Genomic DNA, 25,293 nt, shown 5'->3' on the forward strand with positions numbered 1-25,293 from the left:
CAGACATCCTCCAGCCGCCTCAGCGGTCGGGACGCGAATACCGGCAGCACTCACGTCGCTACCGAATGGCAGGTCGCGACAGACGAGCCTGCATTCGCGACGCTCAGTAAGGTCCGCAAGGGTGCGACACCGCCTCGACTCACACCGTCGCCAACCCATGCTTGCGCAACTTGCGATACAGGGTGTTGCGGCTGATGCCCAGCGCATCGGCGGTGCGGCTGACGTTCCAGCGGTGGCGCTCGAGTTGCTGCTGCAGCACGCTGCGCTCGGCGCTGTCCAGGGCGACGCGGCCGGGCACGCCGTCGGCGGCGTGCGCATCGTCGCCGAGCAGGCACGGCCCGCTGTCGGCGTCGACGATCTCCTGCGGCAGGTTGGGGATGCGGATGACGCCGTCGGCGCACAGCACGGCGGCGGTGCGCAGCACGTTGCGCAGCTGCCGCAGGTTGCCGGGCCAGGCATAGCTGAGCAGCTTGTGCAGGGCGTCCTCGCTGATGCGCACCGGTTGCTCGCCGCTCTCCTCGCGCAACAGGGTGCGGATCAGTTCGGCCTTGTCGCTGCGCTCGCGCAGTGGCGGCAGGTGCAGCACCACGCCGTTGAGCCGGTAGTACAAATCCTCGCGGAAGCCACCGGTGCCGACCATCTGCGCCAGGTCGCGGTGGCTGGCGCTGATCACGTGCAGTTCCAGCGGCATTGCGCGGTCGCTGCCCAGCGGCGTCACGCTCTGTTCCTCCAGCACGCGCAGCAGGCGCGTCTGCAAGGGCAGCGGCATGTCGCCGATCTCGTCCAGGAACAAGGTGCCGCCGCTGGCCTGCAGCAGCTTGCCGTGGCGTCCTTCGCGCGCGGCATCGGTGAAGGCGCCGCGCGCGTAGCCGAACAGTTCGCTCTCGATCAGCGCTTCGGGAATCGCCGCGCAGTTCACCGCCACGAACGGCCGGTCGGCCCAGGGCGAGCCGCGGTGCACCGCCTTGGCGAATTCCTCCTTGCCGGTGCCGGTGGCGCCGCACAGCAGGATCGACACGCGGTGCTTGGCCAGCTTCAGCGCATTGTCCAGGTTGTGCAGCATGCGCGGATCGGAACCGACATGGTCGTTGGCGCGGCTGGCCTGGCTGTCCTCGCCGGCGGCGCGGGCGCGGCCCGCGGTGTTGCGCGCGCGCGGCGGCTGCGCCAGGGCGAAGAAGCGGCGGCCGTGGCAGGCGCAGCGGATCGACCACAGGGTGCTGGCGTCGTTGCGTGCGCGCTGCTCCAGCGTATCGAAATCCAGCTGCATCACCTGGGCGATGTCGCGCCCGACCAGCGCGGTGCGATCGGGCTTGCCCAGCTGTTCCAGCGTCGCCTCGTTGACCGCGAGCACGCGGCCGTCGCCGCCGACCGCGATCAGCGCCTCGTGCAGCAGCCCGGCGAACTCCGGGCGGCTGTGGAAGCGCAGGATCCACGCATGCCGGTACTGCTCCAGGAAGTAGGCGCGGGCGATCTGCGCCGCCGACATGCGCACCAGCGCGCCGGTATGGCATTGCACCAGCTTGGTGTCACGCGCGTCGGGCGTGGAGGCATCCAGCACCGCCAGCAGGTGGCCTTGCGGATCCAGGATCGGCGCGCCGCTGCACGACAGCGGCAGGTGCCGTTCCAGGTAATGCTCGCCCCGGTGCACGCTCAGCGCGCTGCACTCCACCGCACAGGTGCCGATGCCGTTGGTGCCCTGGTAGCGTTCGGCCCAGCTGGCGCCGCAAAACAGCCCGGTCTCGCGGAACGCGCGCAGCAGCGCCGGATCCTGCACGCTGTGCAGCACGGTGGCCTCGGTATCGGCGAACACCACCGCGTAGCTGCCGCCGGCGATCTGCTCGTAGAGATTCTCCATCTCCACCTTGGCGATGCGCAGCAGCGCTTCCAGCCGCTGCTGGCGCTCGCGCAGCTGGCCATTGTCGTGGACCATCGGCGAGGGATGGGTGTCCGGGTCCAGGCCGTAGTCGTCGAGGCAGCGCCGCCAGGAGCGCGCCAGGGCAGGCGGCAACGGATCGATCTGGCGGAACCGGCGCATCCGCGCCAGCAAGGCGGACTCGGCCTCGGCGGCCGATGGCGCCGAGGCCGCGGCCTGCGGGAGGTTGGCTACAGTCAACTCCGACACGTGGCGCCCCTCGATCCGACCCCGGATCAGGCCGCCAGTGACGCACAATCGGGTGCCGCGCTCAAACCGCAGTGCAGCAAAAGCGGGGATTGGGGGATTGGGATTGGGGATTGGTCAGAGCGGCTACCTGGTGCCGATCCTGTTCCGCTCTGCGGCCAGAACGAAAAAACCGCGCGGTCGCGGTTCTTCGTGGCTTCAAGACGCGGATTGCGCTTTGGCGAATCCCCAATCCCGATTCCCGGCTTTTCAGCAGCCGAATGGCTGATCATCCCAGCCTTACAACGCGTAGCCGAACTGCTGCTTGAACTGGTCGTTGAACTCGTCGAAGTCGAAGCGCTGGTTCTGCGTGCCCGGGTGCTCGACCTTCAGGGCGCCCATCAGGTTGCCCATGCGGCCGATGGTCAGCCAGTCGCAGCCGCGCTGGATGCCGAAGATCAGGCCGGCGCGGAAGGCGTCGCCGCAGCCGGTGGGGTCGACCACGCGGCGCTCGTGCGCCGGCGGGATGTCGTAGGTCTTCTCGGGAGTGTGCACCAGCGCGCCCTTCGGGCCCTGGGTGGTGATGTAGGCCTGCACGCGCGAGACGATGTCCTTCTCGTCCCAGCCGGTGCGCTCCTGCAGCAGGTTGGATTCGTAGTCGTTGACCACCACGTAGTCGGCCTGCTCGATGAACTGGCGCAGTTCCGGGCCGTTGAACAGCGGCATGGCCTGGCCGGGGTCGAAGATGAACGGCACGCCGCCGGCGCTGAATTCCTCGGCGTTCTGGATCATGCCCTCGCGCCCGTCCGGGCCGACCAGGCCCAGGGTCACGCCCGGCACGTCCTTCACGTGGTTCTCGTAGCTGCGCATCATCGCCCCGGGGTGGAAGGCGGTGATCTGGTTGTTGTCGTGGTCGGTGGTGATGAACGCCTGCGGGGTGAACAGTTCCTCGATCACCTTGACCCGCGACAGGTCGATGCCCAGTGCCTGGAAATGCTCGCGGTACGGGCCGAAGTCCTGGCCCACGGTGCCCATCGGGATCGGGTGGCCGCCCAGCAGGTGCAGGTTGTAGGCGATGTTGCCGGCGCAGCCGCCGAATTCGCGGCGCATCCGCGGCACCAGGAACGACACGTTCAGGATGTGCACCTTGTCCGGCAGGATGTGGTTCTTGAACTGGTCCGGGAACACCATGATGGTGTCGTAAGCGAGAGAACCACAGATCAGTGCAGACATCGGGCAGGCCTTGGCGGAGGGATGAGCCCGCATTCAGGCGGGCGAGGGGCGGGGTCGCCGCGGCGCAAAGGGTAACGGCTGCGGCCCGGCAGGGCCAGAACCACGATCCGCGGCGGTCCCGGCAATGCCGCGCAACGCGCGGTTTTAGCGAGAATTTTCCTTGCCCGCACCCAGGCGGATTGCTAGGCTAGCGGACTTCGTTTTCTGCCCATTTTTTCGCCATTCTGGCGACGGCGCGCGCCCCAGGACCCAATCCCCCGATGTTCAAGAAACTCCGCGGCATGTTCTCCAACGACCTGTCCATCGATCTGGGCACGGCCAACACCCTCATCTACGTGCGTGGCCAGGGCATCGTGCTGAACGAACCGTCGGTGGTGGCGGTGCGCCAGGACCGGGCGATCGGCGGCACCCGCTCGGTGGCCGCGGTGGGCGCGGAGGCCAAGCAGATGCTCGGCCGCACGCCGGGCCACATCACCACCATCCGCCCGATGAAGGACGGCGTCATCGCCGACTTCACCTACACCGAGGCGATGCTGAAGCATTTCATCAAGAAGGTGCACAAGTCGCGCTTCCTGCGCCCCAGCCCGCGCGTGCTGGTGTGCGTGCCGGCCGGTTCCACCCAGGTGGAGCGCCGCGCGATCAAGGAATCGGCCGAGGAGGCCGGCGCCCGCGACGTGTACCTGATCGAGGAACCGATGGCCGCGGCGATCGGCGCCGGCATGCCGGTGACCGAGGCGCGCGGCTCGATGGTCATCGACATCGGCGGCGGCACCACCGAGGTGGCGGTCATTTCGCTGAACGGCATCGTCTATTCGCAGTCGGTGCGCATCGGCGGTGACCGCTTCGACGAGTCGATCACCAACTACGTGCGCCGCAACCACGGCATGCTGATCGGCGAGGCCACGGCCGAGCGGATCAAGCTGGAGATCGGCTGCGCCTACCCGCAGGCGGTGGTGCAGGAGATGGAGATTTCCGGCCGCAACCTCGCCGAGGGCGTGCCGAAGATGATCAAGATCAACTCCAACGAAGTGCTGGAAGCGCTGCACGAGCCGCTGTCGGGCATCGTCTCGGCGGTCAAGCTGGCGCTGGAGCAGACCCCGCCGGAACTGTGCGCCGACGTCGCCGAGCGCGGCATCGTGCTGACCGGCGGCGGCGCGCTGCTGCGCGACCTGGACCGGCTGATCTCCGAGGAAACCGGCCTGCACGTGCAGGTCGCCGACGATCCGCTGACCTGCGTGGCCCGCGGCGGCGGCCGTGCGCTGGAGCTGGTGGACATGCACGGCAACGAGTTCTTCGCGCCGGAGTGAATGTGAGGCCGGGAATGGGCAGTGGGGAATGGGGAATAGAATGGCCCCTCCGACGCTGCCCTGCCGGCGCCGTCTCCACTCGCCTGCCTGCGCCCCGGCCCGATCGCGCCGGGAGCGCGCCATTGCGTTCCGATTCTCCACTCCCGATTCCCCATTCCCGGCTCTAACCGTGCCTCCTTACGCCGGTCCTCCCGTCACCGCCCGCCCCGGCGAATCCGCCAGCACGCCGCGCCTGCTGGTCTACCTGGCGCTGGCGCTGGTGCTGATCGTGCTCGATGCGCAGGCCGACTGGCTGGCTCGCCTGCGTAGCCAGGCCACGGTGCTGGTGCAGCCGATCTGGGCGCTGGCCGGCCTGCCCGGGCGGCTGGGCACCCAGGTGCAGGAGAACGCGGCCAGTCACGCGCAGTTGGTCAAGGAAAACCGCGCGTTGCGCAACGAACTGCTGATCGCCAAGGCGCGCCTGACCCGGCTGCAGACCGCGGCGCTGGACAACGCGCAGCTGCGCGAACTGCTGGGCGTGGCCGAGCGCCGCGGCCTGGACGTGCAGTTGGCGCCGATCCTGGACATCGACCTGGACCCGACCCGGCAGCGGCTGGTGCTCGACGCCGGCAGCCGCGACGGCGTGCACGTCGGCCAGGCGGTGATCGACGCCGGCGGCCTGATGGGCCAGGTGATCGCGGTGACCCCGCTGCATTCCACCGTGCTGCTGCTGACCGATCCCGACCATGCGGTGCCGGTGACGGTGGCGCGCAACGGCGTGCGCCTGATCGTCTATGGCCGCGGCGGCAGCCTGGAGCTGCGCGACATCCCGCTCAGCGCCGGGGTCGAGGTGGGCGACGAGATCGTCACCTCCGGCCTGGGCGGCCGCTTCCCGGCCGGCTTCCCGGTCGGCACCATCTCCGCCTTGCGCCCGGACGACACCCATGCCTTCCTGGTCGGCGAACTGAAGCCGGCGGCGAAGCTGGACCGCGGGCGGGATGTGTTGTTGCTGCGGCCTTCGGCCGCGGCAACGGGATTGGGGATTGGGGATTCGGGATTGGTGAAAAGCCGGGCCAACAGCGCCGACGCCTCCTCGGCGGCGGCCCAGCCGCCGGCTGCCTCCGCGACCCCGGGTATCCAGGCCACCGCTCCAGCGGCTACGCCGGGAGCACGCAAGACCGAATCGATGACTCACGCCACCAACGGCAGCGGTACCTCCGCCACGCCCAAACGGGCGACCGCTTCCCCAATCCCCAATCCCCAATCCCCAATCCCGGCTCCAAAGGAGCCCACCCGATGAGCCGCCTGCGCAGCAAAGGCTGGGTGCTTCCGGTCAGCGTGATCGTGGCGCTGTTGCTGGGGTTGATGCCGTTGCCGCTGGTGGTGCAGCCGCTGCGGCCGTACTGGCTGGCGCTGGTGGTGGCGTACTGGGTGATCGAGACGCCGGACAAGGTCGGGCTGGGCTTCGCCTTCGCGGTCGGGGTGCTGGCCGATCTGCTGTACGGCGGGGTGCTGGGCGAGCAGGCGCTGCGGCTGGTGATTCTGAGCTTCATCCTGCAGCGCTTCCGCGCGCGCATCCGCTTCTTCCCGATGTCGCAGCAGGCGCTGGCGATCGGCGGCCTGCTGGTCAACGACCGCATCGTCGCCGCGGCGGTGCATCTGGCGGTTGGCGAGCCGACGCTGCCGTGGAACTACTGGTGGGCGCCGCTGCTGGGCATGGCGCTGTGGCCGCCGCTGTTCGTGCTGCTGGACGCGCTGCGGCTGGGCCGGCGGAGCAAGTAGCATGGCCCTGCATCCGCGCCGCGCGCAGAAGAACCCGCACGCCGAGGCCGAGCAGTTCCGGCGGCGCGCGGCGCTGGGCTTCCTTGGCGTGCTGGTGGCGTTGCTGGGCCTGGGCGGCTGGTACTTCAAGCTGCAGGTGCTGGACCACGACGTCTACGCCACCCGCTCCGACGCCAACCGCATCAAGCCGCGGCCGGTGGTGCCCGGGCGCGGCATGATCTACGACCGCAACGGCCGCCTGCTGGCCGAGAACGTCCCCGCGTTCCGGCTCGACGTGACCCCGGACAAGGTCGCCGACATGGACGCGCTGCTGGCCGAGCTGGGCAAGGTCATCGCGTTGTCGCCGGAAGACATCGAGCGCTTCCAGGCCGCGCGCAAGGCCAGCCGCAGCTTCCGCCCGATCACCCTGAAGCTGCGCGTCAGCGAGGAAGAGCGGGCGCGCTTCGCGGTGGACCGCTGGCGCTTCCCGGGCGTGGAGCTGGAGCCCTACCTGACCCGGCACTATCCCTACGGCGACCTGTTCGCGCACGTCATCGGCTACGTCGGCCGCATCGACGAGAAGGACCTGGAGGCGCTGGGCGAGGGCAACGCCGCGCTGACCCACATCGGCAAGTCCGGGCTGGAGCGCTATTACGAGGAGGAACTGCGCGGCAAGGTCGGCTACGAGCAGGTCGAGACCAACGTGCAGGGCCGCGCGATCCGCACCGTCGGCCGGGTGCCGGCGCAGTCCGGCGCCGACCTGCGCCTGTCCATCGACGCCGACCTACAGCGCGCCATGGTCGCCGCGTTCGGCGACTACCAGGGCTCGGCCATCGCCATCGATCCGCGCACCGGCGAGATCCTGGCCATGGTCAGCCTGCCGTCCTACGACCCCAACCTGTTCGTCAACGGCATCTCCCACGCCGATTTCCAGGCGCTCAACAGCGACCCGTCGCGGCCGCAGTTCAACCGCCTGGTGCTGGGCGGCGTGGCGCCCGGCTCCACCATCAAGCCGTTCATGGGCCTGGCCGGCCTGGACAGCGGCACCCGCCGCCCGGAGGACAAGATCCTCTCCACCGGCATGTTTTACCTGCCCGGGGTCAGCCGCGGCTGGGGCGACTCGCACCGCGGCGGCCACGGCTGGACCGACCTGCGCAAGTCCATCGCGCAGTCGGTGAACACCTACTACTACAAGCTGGCCATCGACATGGGCATCACCAAGGTCGACCAGTACATGACCCGCTACGGCTTCGGCGTGCCCACCGGCATCGACCTGGTCGGCGAGACCGGCGGCATCGTGCCGTCGCCGGCGTACAAGGCCAAGAGCCGCAAGGAAGCCTGGTACCCCGGCGACACGGTCAACATCGCCATCGGCCAGGGCGACTGGAAGGTGACGCCGCTGCAACTGGTGCGCGGGGTCGCCGGCATCGCCGATGGGCAGTTGCGCACGCCGCACCTGGTGATGGCCACGCGCCAGGCCTTCGACCAGCCTTGGGCGCCGGTGCAGCCGGGCACGAGCAAGCCGATCAGCGACAACCCCAGCAATCTGCAGGCGGTGCGCGAAGGCATGATGGACACCATGCGCCCGGGCGGCAGCGGCTATTCCATCACCGTCGGTGCGCCGTATCAGATGGCCGGCAAGACCGGCACCGCGCAGGTGGTCAGCCGCAAGGGCATCGCCGCGGTCGATCCGCGCAGCCTGCCGATGCACCTGCGCCACCGTTCGCTGTTCGAGGGTTTCGCGCCGGCCGAGCGGCCGACCATCGCCCTGGCGATCGCGGTGGAGGGCGGCGGCTACGGCGCCAGCACCGCCGCGCCGATCGCGCGCAAGATCTTCGATGCCTGGTTGCTCGGCCGGCTGCCGCCCGGGGTCGAGCCGCTGGACAGCCTGCGCGGCGCCACCGCGTTCGGCAGCCACCTGTACTACGCCGAGGATCCGGGCTCGCGCGGCGCCGCCGACGCGGTGGCGCTGGCCGCCGGCGAACCCCCGGTGCTGATCGGCCAGGCCGAGGTGGATGCCGCGGCGGTGCCGCTGCCGTCCGCGCCGCCACCGATCCCCGACGAGATTCCGGACGAGCGATGAAGGATTTCCTGCGCTGGCTGGTCGAGATCGGCGGCCGCTTCACCCGGACCCTGGACTGGCCGCTGTGCCTGGCGCTGGGTGCGCTGATGGCGATGGGGCTGGCGGTGCTCAAGAGCGCCGGCGGCATGCACCTGGTGATGGCGCAGGGCGCGCGTTTCGCGATCGGCGCGGCGGCGATGTGGAGCCTGTCGCGGGTGTCGGCGCTGCGCCTGCGCGCCTGGACCCCGCTGATCTACGCGCTGTCGATGCTGCCGCTGCTGGCGGTGTTCGTGCTCGGCACCGGCAAGTACGGGCGGCAGTGGCTGGACCTGAAGGTGTTCTACCTGCAGCCGGCCGAGTTGCTGAAGATCAGCATGCCGATGATGGTGGCCTGGTACCTGCACCGCATGCCGCTGCCGCCGCGCATCCCCACGGTGCTGGTCAGCGCGGTCATCATCGGCATTCCCACGGCCTTGATCATGCTGCAGCCGGACTTCGGCACCGGCGTGCTGATCGCCGCCAGCGGTGGCTTCGTGCTGCTGCTGGCCGGTTTGCCGTGGTGGTGGGTGGGCATCGCCGTCGGCGGCGTCGCCGCGGCCGCGCCGGTGGCCTGGCTGTGGCTGCTGCGGCCCTACCAGAAGGACCGCATCATGATGTTCCTCAACCCGGAGAACGATGCGCTCGGCGCCGGCTGGAACATCATCCAGTCCAAGATCGCGATCGGCTCCGGCGGCCTGCATGGCAAGGGCTGGGGCCTGGGCTCGCAGTCGCACCTGAACTTCATTCCCGAGCAGACCACCGACTTCGCCTTCTCCGTGCTCAGCGAGGAGTTCGGCTGGATCGGCGTGGCCACGGTGCTGACCCTGTACCTGATTGTGATCGGGCGTTGCCTGTGGATCGCCTCGCAGGCGCGGGATACCTTCTCGCGGCTGCTGGCCGGCGCCACCGGCCTGGCGTTCTTCGTCTACGTGCTGGTCAACGGCGGCATGATCTCCGGGCTGCTGCCGGTGGTCGGCGTGCCGATGCCCCTGATGAGCTACGGCGGTACTTCGGCGGTGTCGCTGCTGGCCGGGCTGGGCCTGGTGATGGCGGTGAAGGCGCACCGTCCGGTGCACGGTTACTGAGCCAGCGGTGCGGCGGCGGCGCGCGCTGGCTTAACCGCGCCCTCGAGGCAGGTTGCCGCATGATTGCGGCGCGTGTCGCGCTTGCGCACAATGCGCGCCGATGCCACGTGACGCGCGCCGCTCCCCCCGGCCCACACGCGTGCAGGAACTTCCGGGTAGGCAGGTGCGACCCCGCGCATCCATCCCAGCCCACATCGCCGAGGCACCCACGCAGCGCATCCGTCGATCCGGGCCCCGGCCCGTCCGTCCGCGTCGTCCGCCGCTCCCTCGCCGTTCCCGTGGTTGTCCCGATGCTCGGCGCTGGCCGAGATGGATGCGTGTCGATGAAATTCCTGCGCGTGTTGCTGTTGACGAGCGTGGTGCTGGGCCTGAGCGGCTACGCACTGCTGCGCTATTACTTTCCGCCGGGGGCGCTGCATGCCCGCGGCTATGGCCGCGCGACCCTGGTGCATCCGCAAGGCGCGCCGCAGGGCCTGGTGATCCTGCTGGCCAGCGGCAGCCCGGCGCAGCGGCAGGCCGCTGCGCAGCGCATCGCCTCCAGCGGCGCGCTGGTCGCGGTGGTCGACGGCCAGCGTTATCTCAAGCACCTGCGCCGTGGCGGCCACGGGTGCGACAAGGCCTGGCACGATGCCGAGCAGTTGAGCCGGCGGCTGCAGCGGCAGTTGCACGGCGACAACTACTACCTGCCGGTGCTGGCCGGCACCGGTACGGCTGCCACGCTGGCCGGGCGCATCGTCGGGGCCGCGCCCACCGCGACCCTGGGCGGCGCCATCGGCGTGGCGCCGGCGCCGACCGAGGTCTGCGCCGGCACTGCCGCCGCCACCCCGGCCCAGGGCTTCGTCGACACCGTGGCGGCGCCGGCCGACGGCAACGTGGATGCCGCGCTGACGGCACGGGTCGCCGCGCACCTGCATGCGCGCGGCCGCGGCGGCGCGTTGGACGACCTGCCGCTGACCGAACTGCCGTCGAACATCCCGGGCGCGCCGCTGGCCATCGTGCTGTCCGGCGACGGCGGCTGGCGCGACATCGACAAGGGCATGGCCGAGGCCTTGCAGCGCCGCGGCGTCGCCGTGGTCGGCTGGGACAGCCTGCGCTACTTCTGGCGGGCCAAGCCGCCGGCGCGGGCCAGCGCCGACCTGAGCCGGGTCATCGCCTATTACCAGCAGCGCTGGCGGCCGCAGAAGATCCTGCTGGTCGGCTATTCCTTCGGCGCCACCACGCTGCCGTTCATGGTCAACCGGCTGCCGCCGGCGCAGCGCGAGCAGGTCGGCTTGGTCGCATTGCTGGGCCTGGAGCACAAGGCCGATTTCCAGATCCGCGTGCGCGGCTGGCTCAATCTCGGCGACGCCGACGACGCGCTGCCGGTGCTGCCGGAACTGGCGCGCATCGCCCCGGCGCAATTGCTGTGCGTGTACGGCGACAAGGAAACCGACACACTCTGCCCGCAACTGCGCGCACGCGGCGCGGAGGTGGTGGTGTTGCACGGCGGTCACCATTTCGACCAACACCCGGCAGGGTTGGCGACGATCGTCGACGACCGCTGGCAACAGCTGTCCGCCGATGCGCAGCCCATCGCCGAATTGCGAGCGCCGCCGCACCCCGCGCCGGCCGCAGCGTCGCCCTCGGCCACGCCGCAGCCAGCGCAGGGCGCACTCCGGCAATGACCTCACCCATGCGCGCGGCGCTGCTGCTCGGCGGCCTGCTCGCCGCCGCTGCGTGCGGCAGTAGGGCGGCGACCGGCGATTCCCGCCGTGTCGTCGAACCGCGCCTGCCGTCGCTGTGCACCACGCTCGACGCTACGTTGCAGGCGCAGCAACGCCGCTTCGCCGACGCGCAGGAACGCAACCCGCCGGACACCGCGCGCATCCAGGCCGCGCTCGACCGCTGCGCCGACGGCGCGCACGGCATGGTGCTGCTGCGCGCCGGCCGCGGCACGGCCTTCCTCAGCGGGCCGTTGACGATGCGCAGCAACACCACGCTGGCGATCGACAGCGGCGTGACCCTGTTCGCCTCGCGCCAGCCCGCCGACTACCAGGTGCCCGGCCGCAGCGCCTGCGGCCAGGCGGCGACGCGCAGCGGTAGCTGCCGCGCGCTGATCACCCTGCAGGGGCGCGCCCTGGGCGTGATGGGCGTGCGCGACGCCGCCGGCCACCAGGGCAGCATCGACGGCCGCGGCGACCTGCCGATGCTCGGCGGCAGCGACAGCTGGTGGCAGTTCGCGCGCAGCGCCAAGGCCGCCGGCCTGACCCAGAACGCCCCCGACCTGATCCGCGCCCAGGACGTCGCCGATCTGCAGCTCTACCACCTCAACCTGCTCGACGCGCCGTACTTCCACCTGTTCGTGCACGGCGGCGACGGCGTCACCGTATGGGGCGTGCGGGTCAGGGCGCCGGCCAACAGCCCCAACACCGACGGCCTGGATCTGGACAGCGTGCGCAACGCGACCCTGGCCGACAACGACGTGATGGCCGGCGACGACGGCGTCGCGATCAAGACCAGCGCGGCGCGTTCGGCCGACATCACCGTGCGCGACTCGCGCTTCTACGGCACCCACGGCATCTCCATCGGCAGCGAGGTGATGTACGGCGTCGGCAACGTGCTGGTGGACGGCAACCGCCTGGTCGGCCACGACGCCGACGGCATCGTCGCCACCGACAACAACGGCCTGCGCATCAAGACCGGCCTGGGCAAGGGCGGCCCGGTGCGCGACGTGCTCTACCGCAACACCTGCCTGTTCGGCGTGGCCAGGCCGCTGGTGATCACGCCGCTGTACGGCCACGACCACGGCGGCAGCAAAAGCGACAGCGTGCCGACCTTCGTCGGGATCGTGGTCGATGGCCTGCGCGCGCAGGACACGCCCGCCGGCAAGGGCAGCATCGTGCAGGGCTACAGCGCCGCGACGCCGCTGGACCTGGTGCTGGCGCACGTGGCCGCCGACGTCACCGCCCTGCATGCCAGCAACGCGCGCATCGGCGTGGACCAGTCCAACCTGCAACCGGGCGAGGACAGCAGCGCGGCCGCCACTTACGCGGTCACGCTGGCCGGATCGGTCCCGGCCTGCACCAGCGCACCGGTGTTTCCGGCGCTGTAGCCCGCTGCGCTCTACACCTCGTGAGTCCTCACTGGTTTTGCGAGACGCGGCCAGGGGCGAATGCGCGGCGAGGGCGGTCCATGCCCATGCTGCTCGCGCGCTCCGTTGCGCGGCCTGCCGTCCGCTCGTTGCGAGAGCGCTATCACGCGGAGAATCTTGCGCCGCCGCGGACGGGCACTCCGGGCCGGCGTCTCACGCTGCGGCAGCGGCAACCCCGGAAGTGCAGGGAGCCCCAGGGAGAGAATGCTGCAGGCGCACTTGACCCGGAGCAAACTTCTTTTGTTTCATGGCGTTATTGGTAGAAATTCATCTTGAATCTGGTAGTCTGCCGGCATGATCCGACGCTCGCTGATTTGCCTGCTCACGCTTGGCCTGGTCGCATGCGCGACCCAGCCCAAGGCGCCGCCTTCGCCGCCGCAGGCCAGCGCGCCGCCGCCGGCCCCACGCCCGGCACCGCCGGTCGAAGCCGCGCCCGAGGCGGTGCAGGCGCCGCCGGTGGACCTGACCCCGGTGCCGTTCGAGGTCGCCCGCGCCAACTTCGTCCGCGACACCGCGGCCAAGTACGGCATCGATCCGGCGCAGATCGAGGCGACCCTGGCGCAGGCGCAGTTCAAGGATGCGATCGTCGCGGCGATGTCGCGCCCGGCCGAGCGGGTCAAGCCGTGGAGCGAGTACCGGCCGATGTTCATCAGCCAGGCGCGCATCGACGGCGGCCGCGCGTTCCTGGCCACGCACCGCGACGAACTGCAGCGGGTGCAGGCGCGCACCGGCGTGCCGGCCGAGACCATCGTCGCGATCATCGGCGTGGAGACCAGCTACGGCAAGAACGCCGGTTCCTACCGCGTGCTGGACGCGCTGTACACGCTGGCGTTCCGCTATCCGCGCAGCGGCGATCCGGCCAAGCTCGAGCGCGAAGTGCGCCGCGAGCTGTTCTTCCGCGATGAGCTCGGCCAGCTGTTCGCGCTGGCGCGCGAGGAGAACCTGGACATCACCACGCTGATCGGCAGCTATGCCGGCGCGATGGGCCTGGGCCAGTTCATGCCCTCCAGCTACCGCCAGTTCGCGGTCGACGGCGATGGCGACGGCAAGCGCAACCTGTTCACCGACTACGACGACGCGTTCTCGTCCATCGCCAACTACTTCGTCAAGAAGGGCGGCTGGGTGCGCGACGGGCTGGTCGCGGTGCCGGCCACGCTGCGTCCCGGTGCCGAGGAATTCAATCCGACCGACTGGACGCCGACCTACACCCTGGCCGACCTGGCCGCGCGCGGCTACACGCCGACCGTGCCGGTGCCGGCTGGCGCCACCGCCACCCCGATCGCGCTCGACGGCAGCGCCGGCAAGCAGTACTGGCTGGGCTTCCAGAACTACTACGCGATCACCCGCTACAACAATTCCAAGATGTACGCGATGGCCGTGTATCAACTGTCCCAGGCCATCGCCGGCAAGGAGTTACCCCCGGCATGAACCCGAACGCGCTGCTCCGGATCGCTCCCGTCGTCGCTGTGCTGGCGCTGGCCGCCTGCAGCAGCGCCCCGAAGAAGACCGCCGGCGGCGCCGGGCCCGGCATCCGGGTCGAGGGTAAGGGCCCGGCGCACGTCGCCACCGGCTGCCCCTCGACCTCGCCCTACGCGCCGGCCAAGGAAGACCCGTCCAAGCGCGGCAACTACACCGCCGGCGGCCTGTACGCGCCCGGCGTGCGCGACACCACCCCGGACTACGTGCCCAACGTTGCCTGCATCCCCGAGCCGCTGGTCACCGACGAGCCGCGGTCGGCGATCGGCAACCGCTCCCCGTACATGGTGCTGGGCCGCGAGTACGTGGTCATCGACGATCCGCACAGCTACGTCGAGCGCGGTACCGCCTCGTACTACGGCAGCAAGTTCCATGGCCGGCTGACCTCCAACCGCGAGGTCTACGACATGTACGCGTTCACCGCGGCGCACAAGACCCTGCCGCTGCCCAGCTTCGCCCTGGTCACCAACCTGGACAACGGCGAATCGGTGGTGGTGCGGATCAACGACCGCGGCCCGTTCCACGACGACCGGCTGATCGACCTGAGCTACGCAGCTGCGGTCAAGCTCGGCATCACCGGCAAGGGCACCGGCCGCGTGGAAGTGCGCGGACTGACCCCGGCCGACAACGGCGACCTGCTGGCGCGGCGCCGCACCGGCCGTGCGCCGGCGACGCTGCTGGCCAGCGCGCGCAGCGATACCGTCACGCGCGATCCCGCCGCGGTGCGGCGCGCGGCGCAGATGGACGATTTGGTGAAGGCCCTGCCGGCGAAGTCGGCCGGATCGGCCGGCACCACGGTGGCCGCTGCCACGACCGTGCCGGCGCGCGCCGTCCCGGCCGCGGTCGCCGCGCCCACCGCGGCAGCGGCGACGGCCACGGCCGCGGCGCTGCCGGAAGGCGAGCGGTGGCGCTATCGCGTCCAGGACGCGCCGGGCCGGGTCGGCGACGCCGACCGCTTCGACGCCTGGATGAAGTCGCGCGGCGTGCGCGTGGCCACCGGCAAGCCGGGCACGCCCGCCCCCAGCGTGGCCGCGGCGAGCACGCCGGGGCGCGGCTCGCGCGGCACCGCGACCGCCACGCCCACTGCCGCACCTGCAGCCGCCGTGGCCGCGCCGAGCGTCGCGGTGGCGACGCCCGCAACGCCGCCCAGGGCGGTCGCCACTGTCGCTCCGCGTCCCGAGGCCGACAGCGCGCGCGGGCCGCTCGGCATCCTGCTGCAGGTGGCCAGCTTCGCCAGCCGCGAGAACGCCAACCGCGCGCTGTCGCAGCTGGCCTCGGCCGGCATCGTCGGCGCCAGCGTCAGCGATATCGTCTCCGGTGGCCGGACCCTGTGGCGGCTGCGGGTGGCCGCCGAGGACCATGGTCGCGCCGCGGAACTGGCCGCGCGCATCGCCGGCCTGGGCTTCGGCCGGCCGCAGATCGTCAAGGATTGAGGCGTCGCGCCCGCGGCTGCGGGCGTGCGGCCATGCCGATGGCTTAACGCCGGGTCGTGGCGGCAGCGTGTGTGCGTCTGCCCGGGCGCCGGCTCGGCCTACAATGTCGCGTTTTCCATCGGCCTTCGGGCCCGCCAGGAGTCGTTTTAGATGAAATTCCGCTTCGCCGTCGCTGCCGTGGCCACGTTCGCCGTCGGCCTGGTTTCCGCGCAGACGCCCGGTCCGGTTCCCGCGCCGCCGGCCGCCGCTGCCGCCGCTCCGGCCACCGTGGCGATCCCGCCCGCGCCGAAGCCGGCCGTCTCCAAGTCCTGGGTGCTGATGGATTACGCCACCGGCCAAGTGCTGGCCGGCGAGAACGAACACGAACGCGTGGCCCCGGCCAGCATTACCAAGGTGATGACCTCGTACGTGATCGCGGCCGAACTGAAGCTGGGCAAGATCACCCGCGACGACCAGGTCATGCTCAGCGAGCGCGCCTGGCGCGAGGGCGGCGCCGGCACCGACGGCAGCTACAGCGGCTTCCCGGTCAACAAGACCGCGCGCCTGGAAGACATGGAAAAGGGCATGGCGATCCAGTCCGGCAACGACGCGGCGATCGCGCTGGCCGAACATACCGCCGGCAGCGAGGAAGCCTTCGCGTCGCTGATGAACGAGTACGCGAAGAAGATCGGCATGACCGGTTCGCACTTCGTCAACGCCCACGGCCTGTCGGCCGAAGGCCACTACACCACCGCCTACGATCTGGCGCTGCTGGGCCGGGCGATGGTGCGCGACTATCCGGAAACCTACGCGTACAACAAGATCAAGGAATTCCGCGTCGGCGACATCACCCAGCCGAACCGCAACCTGCTGCTGTGGCGCGACCCCAGCGTGGACGGCATCAAGACCGGCCACACCTCCGAAGCCGGCTACTGCCTGCTCAGCTCGGCCAAGCGCGGCGACCAGCGCCTGATCGCGGTGGTGATGGGCGACAGCTCCGAGAAGCAGCGCGCCGAGGACAGCCTGGCGCTGCTGAACTGGGGCTTCCGCTTCTTCGAGACCCACAGCCTGTACGAGCCGGGCAAGCAGGTCGCGCAGCAGCGCGTGTGGAAGGGCACCGAGAAGCAGGTGCTGCTGGGCGTGGCGCAGCCGCTGCTGGTCAGCGTGCCGCGCGGCCGCTACAACGAACTGAAGCCCTCGATCGAAGTGCCCAAGACCCTGGAGGCCCCGATCAAGCAGGGCCAGGCGATCGGCATGGTCAAGGTGACCCTGGACGGCAAGGTGGTGGCGCAGGCCCCGCTGGTGGCGCTGAAGGCGGTCGACGAGGCCGGCTTCTTCAAGCGTCTGTGGGACAGCTTCTGGATGTGGTGGGAATCGGAATAAGTTCCTCTCCTCGCGAAAAAAGCCGGCTGACGCCGGCTTTTTTCTTGGGGATTGGGGATTGGTGGCAACAGCGCGTGCGTGCCGCCTCTCGCTCTTCGTAGGAGCGGCTTCAGCCGCGACGCCTTACCGATAAAGCGTCGCGGCTGAAGCCGCTCCTACGGCACTGCGCGCTCGCGAAGACCTTCGAATCCCTAATCCCGACTCCCAAAACCCGGCGGTTAAAGCCGCCTGCTCACCGTAAAACTCCCAAACACCGGCGTCTGCCGCTGCAGGTCGAACTCGCGGGTGCGCCAGTAGCGGGCGAGCGCGAACTTCCATTTGCCGCGCATCACCGCCAGGCCGATGCCGGCGTCGCCGACGAAGGGGCGCTTCTTCACGCTGTGGCTGTCGCGGAAGGTGTTGCCATCCAGGGTGATGTCGCGCAGCACCCAGCGGCCGTCGCTGGTCACGAACAGGTGCGCCGACCAGCCGCTGCCGACGCTGCTGGCCGGCGGGGCGACGTTTTCGCCGGCAGGGCGCAGCGGCGAACTGCCGAAATCGTCGGGCAGCTTCCAGCCCAGGCGCAGTTCCATGCCGGCATTGGCGTGGGTATCCAGCGTGCCGAGCGCGCCGCCCCAGTGGCTGATCGCGTCCCACCCCCAGCCGTCGCGGCTGCCGTCGCCGGACCAGCGGCGCAGCCGTTCGTGCAGCACGCGGAATACCGGCTCGTCGTGCAACTGGTTGTCCCAGCCCTGGAACTTGGCGTCGCCGAGCAGTTCGTGCACTGCATCCTGCACCTGCTTGCCCTGCGCTGACGGGCCGATCAGGCCCAGGGTGAGTTGCGTGGTGCGCAGGCGCTCGTCGTTGCGCGCGTTGTAGCCGATGTTCATCAGCAACAGGCCGGCGTAGGGACGATCGTCCTCGATCAGGTCGCGGCGGGTCTTGTCGGTGGGGGTGAACAGCGCCTGGCCGATCGCGAAGGTCATGTTGCGCTGGGTGAAGTCGCTGTTTGGCTGCAACCATGTCAGCGCGCGGTTCACCGTCCGCGCCAGCCGCGGCAGGCAGGGGTCGTCGGTGTAGTCGCGCAGATTCGGCGAGACCAGGATCAGGCCGAACCCGTTGGTATAGCCCTGGTCCTGGCCGGCGCCGCCGAACAGGTCGTTGTCGACGCGGAAGTTGACCGTCGGCGCGGTCGCTTCCAGGGTGTCGCGTGGGCATTGCGCGGTGGCCGCTGCGGGCGCGGCGATGAGGGCGAGGGCAACAGCCAGCGGAAGAAGCGGGCGCGATGACGGCATGAATGGCGTCTCTGTTCGGAGGAGGGGGACGGCGCCGCCCGCCCGCCGCCGGTGGCAGGGGTGAACAGCAGGGACCATGAACGCAGCCCGTGCGACAAGGATAGGTGTATGCGCGTCGGCGGACAAATTCGTCCGCTTGGGTTTGTCCGTCCCATTTGCCCGCTTGCGGTGTGAAGGCGGTAGTGCGACGTGCGAGCAGGAAGCCAATGCCCCTGCGCGCAGGGGCATTGGCGCCTGACCGCCGGGCGCCTCGGACGCGCCGGCGCCGAGGGCTGCTTCGCTACCCACCGGCGCGGCCTTGGGTTTGCCCGGCGCCGGCCCGATAATGCGGGCATGGACATCACTTCCGACAACCCCGATCACGGTTTCCAGTTCCCCGGCGTGTTCGAACTCAGCGCCATGGGTACCGCCAACACCGGCCTGGAGGCCGAACTGCCGCGCCTGCTCGTCGCCGCCGGCGTGGAGGTGATGGAGGAGCGCATCAGCTGGAAGCATTCGTCCAACGGCAAGTACGTGTCGGTCCGCATCGCCTTCCGCGCCGTCGACCGCGCCCAGTACGACGCCGCGCACCAGGCGCTGCGCGAGCACCCGGAAGTGAAGTGGACGCTGTAGCCGAGGACGCGCCCCTGGCGCCGGCACCGACGCTGCCGCCGTGCCGGGTGCGCCAGCTGGGCCGCCAGCCCTACGAGCCGGTGTGGCGGGCGATGCAGCGCTTCACCGACGCGCGCGACGAGGCCACGCCCGACGAACTGTGGGTGGTCGAACACGACCCGGTGTTCACCCTCGGCCAGGCCGGCAAGCCGGAACACGTGCTGGCGCCCGGCGACATTCCGGTACTGCAGGTCGATCGCGGCGGGCAGGTCACCTACCATGGCCCCGGCCAGTTGGTGGTGTACCCGCTGCTGGACCTGCGACGGCTGCACATCGGCGTGCGCGATTACGTGTGCCGGATCGAGCAGGCGATCATCGACACCCTCGACGAATGGAACATCCTCGGCCAGCGCCGCGACGGCGCGCCGGGCGTCTATGTCGGCGGTGCCAAGGTCGCCGCGCTCGGCATCCGCGTGCGCCGCGGCTGCACCTTCCACGGCCTGTCGTTCAACGTGGCGATGGACCTGGAGCCGTTCCACCGGATCAATCCCTGCGGCTACCAGGGCCTGCAGGTGACCGCGGTGCTAGACTTGGGCGGTCCCTCCGGCATGCAGGCGGTCACTCCGGTCCTGCTGGCCCAACTGGCGCGCCAGTTCGGGCTGACCCTGCAGCCGCTCGACGCCTTGCCCGATCTCTCGCTCACGCACGCGGCCTGACCGCCTGCCCGCCGACCACGCCATGACCCAGCCCAGCGCACGCTCCATCCCCTTGCAGGTCCTTTCCGGCGACAGCGCGTCCGCGCCGCTGCAGACCGGTGTCAAGCAGTTGGGCGGCGACAAGATCGCGCGCTCGCCGGTGCAGTTCGCCGACGCGCCGGTGCTGCGCAAACCGTCGTGGATCCGCGTACGCATTCCCTCCGGCAATGCGGTGCAGAACCTCAAGGCCAAGCTGCGCGAGAACCGCCTGGTCACCGTCTGCGAAGAGGCCAGTTGCCCGAACATCCACGAGTGCTTCGGCCACGGCACCGCCACCTTCATGATCCTGGGCGAGGTCTGCACCCGGCGCTGCTCGTTCTGCGATGTCGCCCATGGCCGGCCCAAGCCGCCGGATGCCGGCGAGCCGGCCAGCCTGGCGCAGACCGTGGCCGACATGGGCCTGAAGTACGTGGTGGTGACCAGCGTCGACCGCGACGACCTGCGCGACGGCGGCGCCCAGCATTTCGCCGACTGCATCGGCGCGATCCGCGTGGCCGCGCCGACCACCCGCATCGAGATCCTGACCCCGGACTTCCGCGGCAAGGGCCGCATGGACCGCGCGCTGGAGATCCTGGCGACCAACCCGCCAGACGTGTTCAACCACAACATCGAGACGGTGCCGGACCTGTATCCCAACGTGCGTCCCGGCGCCGACTACCAGTGGTCGCTGACCCTGCTGAAGAAGTTCAAGGCGCAGCACCCGGCCATCGCCACCAAGTCCGGCATCATGCTCGGCCTGGGCGAGACCCTGGAGCAGGTGCAGGCGACCCTGCGCGACCTGCGTGCGCACGACGTGGACATGGTCACCATCGGCCAGTACCTGCAGCCGACCGCCCATCACCACCCGGTGATGCGCTACTGGACCCCGGACGAGTACAAGGCGCTGGAGGAGTACGGCAACGCGCTGGGCTTCAGCCACGTCGCCTCCGGGCCGATGGTGCGGTCCTCCTACCACGCCGATCGCCAGGCGGCCGGCGCTGGCGTCGCTGCCTGAGCCGCATCCGCGCGATCGCGCGCCGCGCGTCCTGTCGCGCCGGCGCTGCGCGTTCGTCGCCGCAGCACCGCCGTCCGCACGGCTCGCACCGGCAGCGTTCACACTTCTGCGCAGGTCGGCCGCTAGTCTGCTTCATGAACAGGTGACACGGCCTGCAACTTGCGTCACTGTCGTGTTGTCTCACGCGATGTGCTGCCCCCCTGACGGCCTGGTGCCGAGAGTCCCCAGATGAAATTCAAAGCTTCCGCCTTCCTGCTGGCGTTTGCGCTGACCGCACCGCTGGCGCTGTTCGCCCGGACCGATGCGCCCGCACTGCCGGCCGCTGCCACCGCCGACCAGGCCACCACCGCCAAGCTGGTGTACGGCCTGCTGTCCGACAGCCGCTACGCCTACCGGCCGCGCGCCCTCGACGAGGCGACCTCCAAGGAGGTCTTCAAGAAGTACCTGGAGACCCTCGACGGCAGCAAGCAGTTCTTCACCCAGGCCGACGTCGACAAGTTCGCCAGCTTCCAGAACAACCTCGGCGCCAACATCGCCTCCGGCCAGCTGGAACCGGCGTTCCAGATCTTCGCCGTGTACCGGCAGCGGGTGGACGAGCGCATCGCCTACGCGCGCAAGCTGCTCAAGCAGGACTTCAACTTCGACGGCGACGAGAAGTTCGAGTACGACCGCAAGAACGCGCCGTGGGCCAAGGACGACCAGGAGCTGGATGCGCTGTGGCGCAAGTCGGTGATGAACGACTGGCTGCGGCTCAAGCTCGCCGGCAAGAAGCCGGAAGACATCCGCAAGACCCTGGACAAGCGCTACGCCAACCTCGACGACTCGGTGAAGGAACTGAAGAGCGAGGACGTGTTCCAGTTCTTCATGAACGCCTACACCAACACGGTCGATCCGCACACCGACTACTTCACTCCGCGCACCGCCGAGAACTTCAACCAGCAGATGTCGCTGTCGCTGGAAGGCATCGGTGCGCAGTTGCAGAAGCAGGACGACCTGGTGGTGATCCGCGAGGTGATCCCAGGCGGTCCGGCGGCGCTGGACGGCACGCTCAAGCCGGGCGACCGCATCGTCGGCGTCGGCCAGGGCAAGAGCGGCCCGGTCGAGGACGTGATCGGCTGGCGCATCGACGACGTCGTCGCCAAGATCCGCGGCGACAAGGACACCCAGGTGCGCCTGGAATACATCCCGGCCGAGGCCGGCGTGGACGGCAAGCACCGCCAGGTGCTGCTGACCCGGCAGAAGGTGCGCCTGGCCGAACAGGCCGCCAAGGGCGAGACCATCGAATTGCCGGCGAAGGACGGCGAGCCGGCGCGGCGCATTGGCGTGATCAAGCTGCCGGCGTTCTACCAGGACTTCGAAGGCCGCCGTCGCAACGCCAAGGACTATGCCTCGGCGACCCGCGACGTGGCCAAGCTGCTGGCCGGGTTCAAGACCGACAAGGTCGACGGCGTGGTGCTGGACCTGCGCAACAACGGCGGCGGTTCGCTGGATGAGGCGATCGAGCTGACCGGCCTGTTCATCGAGCAGGGTCCGGTGGTGCAGGTGCGCGAATCCGGCGGCCGCGTCACCGTCAACAGCGACCAGAATCCGGCCGTGGCCTGGGACGGCCCGCTGGCGGTGCTGATCAACCGCGGGTCGGCCTCGGCGTCGGAGATCTTCGCCGGCGCCATCCAGGATTACGGCCGCGGCCTGATCATCGGCGAGACCAGCTTCGGCAAGGGCACGGTGCAGAACATCGTCGACCTGGACCGCTGGCCGGCCAACGAGACCGACCGCTTCGGCCAGGTCAAGCTGACCATCGCCCAGTTCTTCCGCGTCAGCGGCAGCAGCACCCAGCACAAGGGCGTGGTGCCGGACATCGCCTTCCCGGCCAGCGTCGATGCCACCGAGTTCGGCGAAAGCACCTACGACAATGCTCTGCCGTGGAGCCGCATCGCCGCGGTGCCGCACACCCAGTACGGCAATTTCGCGCCGCTGCTGCCTAAGCTGGAGGCGCTGCACACCACGCGCATCGCCAACGACAAGGAATTCCAGTGGTGGGAAGAGGACGTGCGCCAGTTCCGCACCGAGGCGGCGAAGAAGTATGTGGTGCTCAACGAGGCCGAGCGCCGCGCCGAGCGTGAGAAGCAGGACGCGCAGCGCAAGCAGCGCCAGGAGATCCGCAAGCAGCTCGGCCTGCCGCTGGATCCGCTCGCCGACGACAGCAGCGACGACGGCCTGACCGGCAACGAGCGCGACATCGTCAAGGATGCCGCACGCGAGAAGCTGGTCGACAAGCGCCCGGACCCGCTGCTGCGCGAATCGGCGTCGATCCTGAGCGATGCGGTCAACCTGCTGGAGAAGGACCGTCCGCTGTCGGTGCAGGTGCTGCCGCAGTCCACCGGCCCGGGGCGCTGGGCCGACTGAGTCCACGCTCCACCGTCGTGCGAACACGAACGCGCCATCGCTCAGCGGTGGCGCGTTTTTCGTTGCAGGTTCGGGTTGGGTCCCGGTCTGCGCCATCGTCGTGCGCCGGCCGATCGGTCCAGGGTATCGGTGTCGGTGCGTGCGGAGGAACCGGCGGGCTGCGCGGGCCGGCAGGCCACGGCCTGGTGATCGGCACGCACCCGAATGCGGCGTCTGGTCCGCCGCGTCCTTGCCGTGTTGTGTCGTAGGAGCGGCTTCAGCCGCGACAGGGCTTCTAGGGGATGCCGGGTCGTCCTACGGCTGACCGGTGCCGCGGCGAAATCACGTCTTCAACCCACGCCTGCCACAGCTGATGCAGGCCCAGCCCCAGCAGGGTCAGGAAGAACACGCGACGGAACGCGCTGGCGGAAATGCGCTCGCGCAGCCGCGCGCCCAGCCACATGCCGATCGCGGTGGGCAATAGCGCCAGCAACGAGGGGCCTAGCGCCTGCCTGGGGAAGGCGCCGTGCGCGATCAGGGCCGCGGCCAGCGCCAGGGTGGCCGCGGCGAAGCAACTGCCCAGGGCGCGCATCAGCGTGTCCCGCGGCAGGTGCAACGCCACCAGGTAGGGCAGCACCGGCAACACGAACACGCCGGTGGCGCCGGTCAGCAGACCGGTCGCCAGGCCCACCGGTGGGGCCGCCCAGCGCGCCTGCGAGGGCGACAGGCGGCCCTGCCACTGGACCAGGCCCAGCACGGCGTATAGCGCCAGCAACGCGCCCAGCCCGGCGCGCGCCAGCCGCGGGTCGGCGCCGGCGAGGATGCCGGCGCTGCACCAGGTACCGGCGATGATGCACGCCAGCAGCGGCCACAGCCGCCGCAGCAGCGTGCCGGTGCCGGCGCCCCATGCCTGTTGCAGGTTGGTCAGCAGCGACGGCAGCGCCAGCAGTGCCGCGGCCTCGGTCGGCATCAGCCACAGCCCGAGCAGGCCCATCGCCACCGTCGGCAGGCCCATGCCGGCCACGCCCTTGACGCCGCCGGCGAGCAGGAAGACCAGGGCGATCGGCAGCAGGTGCGGCGCGAGGGTGTCCATGGGGGCCAGCATCGGCGCGCCGCGGCGGCCGGACAATGCGCGAATGCTTCAGGCAGACTTCGGCAACGACGAAGGCGGGAGTGCCGATGCATCTGGATTTCACCGATCTGCGGCTGTTCCTGGCGGTGGCCGAGGCCGGCAGCATCACCGCCGGCGCCGACCGCGCGGCGCTGTCGCTGGCCGCCGCCAGTGCCCGCATCCGCGCGCTGGAAACGCAGCTCGAGGTTGCGTTGTTCGAGCGCGGCCCGCGCGGCGTCGGCCTCACCGCGGCCGGCACCGCGTTGCTGCGGCACGCGCGGCAGTTGCTGGGCCAGGCCGAGGCGATGCGCAGCGAACTGGGCGAGTACGCCGGCGGCCACCCGACCAGCGTGCGCCTGCTGGCCAATACCGCGGCGTTGTCGGAATGGCTGCCGGAGGTGCTGGCCGAATTCCTGGTGGCGCATCCGCGCATCGATCTGGCGCTGCGCGAGCAAGGCAGCGTCGCCGCGGCCGACGCGCTGCGCGAGCAACGCGCCGATCTGGCGGTGATCGCCGACCATGCCGATCTGCAGGGCCTGCACGCGCACCCGTTCCGGCAGGACCGGCTGGTGCTGGTGGCCGCGGCCACGCACCCGCTGGCGCAGGCGCCGCAACTGCGGTTTTCGGAGCTGTGGCAGGCACAGTTTCTCGGGCTCGCCGAGGACAGTGCGCTGCAGCGGCATTTGCGCACGCAGGCCGCGCGCACAGGCGGGCAGTTGCGCCTGCGTGCGCAGGTGCACGGCATCGAACCGTTGTGCCGGATGCTGGCGCGCGGCGCCGGCGTGGCGATCCTGCCGCAGGCGGCGCTGGAGCGGGTCAGCGTGCGCGCGCAGCTGGTCGCGGTGCCGCTGCAGGAGCCGTGGGCGCTGCGCCGGTTGTCGATCGTATGGCGGCCGACACCGGCGCCGTCGCCGCCGGTGCAGCGGGTATTGGACTGGCTGCGTGCGCATGCCGCGCCGGAGGCCTGAGGATCCGCCGGCTGGCGCACGACGGACGCCTCTGACGATGCGCTTGCGCACTGGTGCAGCGAGGCATCGTCAACCGGCAGGCGCGGGCCTTGCTACGCTGTTCGGGATCGCTTGCGACGGCTGTTCCCCGGTGACGCGTGTCGCGGCTGACGCCGCTCCTGCGGACGCCCGGCCCTCTGTCAGCGCAGTTGCTTCCTGTGGGACTTCAGTCCCGACTGCTATCGGAGCCGGATGCTTTCCGGTGCGAGAT

At 70.2% G+C, this 25,293-nt stretch carries 19 protein-coding genes; 15 read left to right on the forward strand and 4 right to left on the reverse strand.

The genetic code is table 11. The features are described from left to right. Positions 1-139 precede the first annotated feature (139 nt). Both NUG21_RS04195 and NUG21_RS04200 read right to left on the reverse strand, forming a co-directional pair. Positions 140-2,122, reverse strand: a complete 1,983-nt coding sequence (locus NUG21_RS04195) for a sigma-54-dependent Fis family transcriptional regulator (protein WP_263392370.1) — start codon at positions 2,120-2,122, stop codon at positions 140-142. Positions 2,123-2,398: 276 nt separating this feature from the next. After that, positions 2,399-3,331, reverse strand: a complete 933-nt coding sequence (locus NUG21_RS04200; protein ID WP_010343691.1) for a carbohydrate kinase family protein — start codon at positions 3,329-3,331, stop codon at positions 2,399-2,401. A 260-nt stretch (positions 3,332-3,591) separates the two neighbouring features. On the opposite strand from NUG21_RS04200, the gene NUG21_RS04205 reads away from it, so the two are divergent. The 10 genes from NUG21_RS04205 to NUG21_RS04250 all read left to right on the forward strand — a co-directional run bounded on the left by NUG21_RS04205 (position 3,592) and on the right by NUG21_RS04250 (position 16,965). Continuing rightward, positions 3,592-4,638 (forward strand): rod shape-determining protein, encoded by a 1,047-nt coding sequence (locus NUG21_RS04205; protein WP_010343692.1) that lies wholly within the window; start codon positions 3,592-3,594, stop codon positions 4,636-4,638. A 169-nt stretch (positions 4,639-4,807) separates the two neighbouring features. Then, entirely contained in the window at positions 4,808-5,917 is a 1,110-nt protein-coding gene (mreC, locus tag NUG21_RS04210) for a rod shape-determining protein MreC (protein ID WP_263392371.1), read from the forward strand. After that, on the forward strand, positions 5,914-6,399 hold the full coding sequence (gene mreD, locus NUG21_RS04215) for a rod shape-determining protein MreD (RefSeq protein ID WP_010343694.1): 486 nt from the start codon (positions 5,914-5,916) through the stop codon (positions 6,397-6,399). The genes mreC and mreD overlap by 4 nt, the downstream gene beginning before the upstream one ends. A gap of 1 nt (position 6,400) precedes the next feature. Next, positions 6,401-8,461, forward strand: coding sequence for a penicillin-binding protein 2 (gene mrdA / locus NUG21_RS04220; RefSeq protein ID WP_263392372.1), 2,061 nt, complete (start codon positions 6,401-6,403; stop codon positions 8,459-8,461). Then, positions 8,458-9,564: a rod shape-determining protein RodA gene (gene rodA / locus NUG21_RS04225; protein ID WP_160945449.1), complete on the forward strand. Its 1,107-nt coding sequence runs from the start codon at positions 8,458-8,460 to the stop codon at positions 9,562-9,564. Before mrdA ends, rodA begins: the two co-directional genes overlap by 4 nt. A 323-nt stretch (positions 9,565-9,887) precedes the next feature. Continuing rightward, positions 9,888-11,228 carry a virulence factor family protein gene (locus NUG21_RS04230; protein WP_263392373.1) on the forward strand — a complete coding sequence of 447 codons (1,341 nt, stop codon included), beginning with the start codon at positions 9,888-9,890 and terminating at the stop codon, positions 11,226-11,228. Further along, positions 11,225-12,655, forward strand: a complete 1,431-nt coding sequence (locus NUG21_RS04235; protein ID WP_263392374.1) for a glycoside hydrolase family 28 protein — start codon at positions 11,225-11,227, stop codon at positions 12,653-12,655. The genes NUG21_RS04230 and NUG21_RS04235 overlap by 4 nt, the downstream gene beginning before the upstream one ends. A 333-nt stretch (positions 12,656-12,988) precedes the next feature. Next, entirely contained in the window at positions 12,989-14,122 is a 1,134-nt protein-coding gene (gene mltB, locus NUG21_RS04240) for a lytic murein transglycosylase B (RefSeq protein ID WP_160945446.1), read from the forward strand. Continuing rightward, positions 14,119-15,603, forward strand: coding sequence for a septal ring lytic transglycosylase RlpA family protein (locus tag NUG21_RS04245; protein ID WP_263392375.1), 1,485 nt, complete (start codon positions 14,119-14,121; stop codon positions 15,601-15,603). The genes mltB and NUG21_RS04245 overlap by 4 nt, the downstream gene beginning before the upstream one ends. Positions 15,604-15,753: 150 nt before the next feature. After that, positions 15,754-16,965: a D-alanyl-D-alanine carboxypeptidase family protein gene (locus tag NUG21_RS04250; protein WP_048491032.1), complete on the forward strand. Its 1,212-nt coding sequence runs from the start codon at positions 15,754-15,756 to the stop codon at positions 16,963-16,965. Positions 16,966-17,183: 218 nt separating this feature from the next. On the opposite strand, the gene NUG21_RS04255 is transcribed toward NUG21_RS04250, so the two are convergent. Beyond that, a complete protein-coding gene (locus NUG21_RS04255; RefSeq protein WP_263392376.1) occupies positions 17,184-18,239 on the reverse strand; it encodes a lipid A deacylase LpxR family protein in 1,056 nt (351 codons plus the stop codon). Between the two features lie 333 nt (positions 18,240-18,572). Here NUG21_RS04255 and NUG21_RS04260 point away from each other — a divergent pair, with 333 nt between their 5' ends. From NUG21_RS04260 to NUG21_RS04275, 4 genes are all read left to right on the forward strand, one after another. Further along, positions 18,573-18,851 carry a YbeD family protein gene (locus tag NUG21_RS04260; protein ID WP_160945443.1) on the forward strand — a complete coding sequence of 93 codons (279 nt, stop codon included), beginning with the start codon at positions 18,573-18,575 and terminating at the stop codon, positions 18,849-18,851. After that, positions 18,839-19,546 (forward strand): lipoyl(octanoyl) transferase LipB, encoded by a 708-nt coding sequence (gene lipB, locus NUG21_RS04265; protein WP_242160879.1) that lies wholly within the window; start codon positions 18,839-18,841, stop codon positions 19,544-19,546. The genes NUG21_RS04260 and lipB overlap by 13 nt, the downstream gene beginning before the upstream one ends. Before the next feature lie 22 nt (positions 19,547-19,568). Further along, positions 19,569-20,579, forward strand: a complete 1,011-nt coding sequence (gene lipA, locus NUG21_RS04270; RefSeq protein WP_242081998.1) for a lipoyl synthase — start codon at positions 19,569-19,571, stop codon at positions 20,577-20,579. A gap of 228 nt (positions 20,580-20,807) precedes the next feature. After that, positions 20,808-22,985 (forward strand): carboxy terminal-processing peptidase, encoded by a 2,178-nt coding sequence (locus NUG21_RS04275; RefSeq protein ID WP_017908122.1) that lies wholly within the window; start codon positions 20,808-20,810, stop codon positions 22,983-22,985. Positions 22,986-23,259: 274 nt separating this feature from the next. Here the strand turns inward: NUG21_RS04275 and NUG21_RS04280 are convergent, their stop codons facing one another. After that, entirely contained in the window at positions 23,260-24,057 is a 798-nt protein-coding gene (locus tag NUG21_RS04280; protein WP_263392377.1) for a sulfite exporter TauE/SafE family protein, read from the reverse strand. Between the two features lie 86 nt (positions 24,058-24,143). On the opposite strand from NUG21_RS04280, the gene NUG21_RS04285 reads away from it, so the two are divergent. Further along, positions 24,144-25,043 carry a LysR family transcriptional regulator gene (locus tag NUG21_RS04285; RefSeq protein ID WP_263392378.1) on the forward strand — a complete coding sequence of 300 codons (900 nt, stop codon included), beginning with the start codon at positions 24,144-24,146 and terminating at the stop codon, positions 25,041-25,043. Positions 25,044-25,293 lie beyond the last annotated feature (250 nt).

This window comes from Xanthomonas sp. CFBP 8445 (assembly GCF_025666235.1).
Taxonomy (GTDB): domain Bacteria; phylum Pseudomonadota; class Gammaproteobacteria; order Xanthomonadales; family Xanthomonadaceae; genus Xanthomonas_A; species Xanthomonas_A indica.